The sequence below is a fragment of the Asanoa siamensis genome (assembly GCF_016862555.1).
Taxonomy (GTDB): domain Bacteria; phylum Actinomycetota; class Actinomycetes; order Mycobacteriales; family Micromonosporaceae; genus Asanoa; species Asanoa siamensis.
Genome location: NZ_BONE01000209.1, coordinates 1 through 887, shown reverse-complemented (window position 1 = coordinate 887; position 887 = coordinate 1). Strand labels below are relative to the sequence as shown.

At 68.8% G+C, this 887-nt stretch carries 1 protein-coding gene; it reads left to right on the top strand.

Going from position 1 to position 887, the window contains the following annotated elements; all coding sequences use genetic code 11:
- The coding region (locus tag Asi02nite_RS41290; RefSeq protein ID WP_203719488.1) for a hypothetical protein at positions 1 to 220 on the top strand (220 nt) is incomplete at its 5' end.
- Between the last annotated feature and the right edge of the window lie 667 nt (positions 221 to 887).

The window sequence follows — 887 nt, the reverse complement described above, 5'->3', positions numbered from 1 at the left end:
CGGCCGCCGCGCCGCCTTGCACGTCTCGGTCTTCTGCCGCCGCGCCGAACTGTTCTTTCCGCTCTCCGAGCGGTCGAGTGCCATCGGGCCGCTGGCCGCCGCGGGACGCCGCCGCAAGGGCGCGACCTGCAAGCGGCTGGCCGATGACGGAGGCGCGGCCCGCTACGGAGGTGTCAGCCGCGTCGACTGCTCGAGGCCTACGTCTGCCGACTGTGGTTGAGAACGAACCCGCGATTTTGCTCGGCGTCGTAGGGACGACGGAGTCGGCGTGGTGCACGCCCGTTGTGGGCTCGGCGTGGATCCGAAGGAATTTGGTGGCATGACGTCTGGCTAAGCCCCAGGCGCGATGGCGGGCATGCTCGCGGCGGAATTCGTCGCCGGCCGGAGAATAGCTGCGGGCCGCCGTCCGATCGCGCATCCCAACGAGTTCTCCTGGGGCGAACAACTGCAGCTGCCGCATACAAGAATTATCCGCTTGGCGCCCGATCAAAGCCAGCCATTAATGCTAATCGAACACGCCAATATACGAGCAAGATCCGTTCGAAGTTTCATGTCTGGTGAGTTCGAAAGGGGCAACCTTGTGCCTACGCGCGATGGCGGGGGCTGCCGTGTTCTAGCACCCGGCGGCCACCGCGGGGCGTGGATCGCCGAGCCCAGCGCCGGCTCCTGCGCGGACCTGGCCACCGCGATCGCCGCTGACAGCTACGACGTTGCGATCTCCGCCTTCGGCTGCGGCCTGCGGCCTGCGGCGTTGGGGTTCTTGCGTTGCGGCGCGTGGCCTGCGGCCTGCGGCGTTGGGGGTCTTGCGTTGCGGCGCGTGGCCTGCGGCCTGGGGCGTTGGGGTTCTTGCGCTGTGGCGCGTGGCCTGCGGCCTGCGGCCTGGGGCG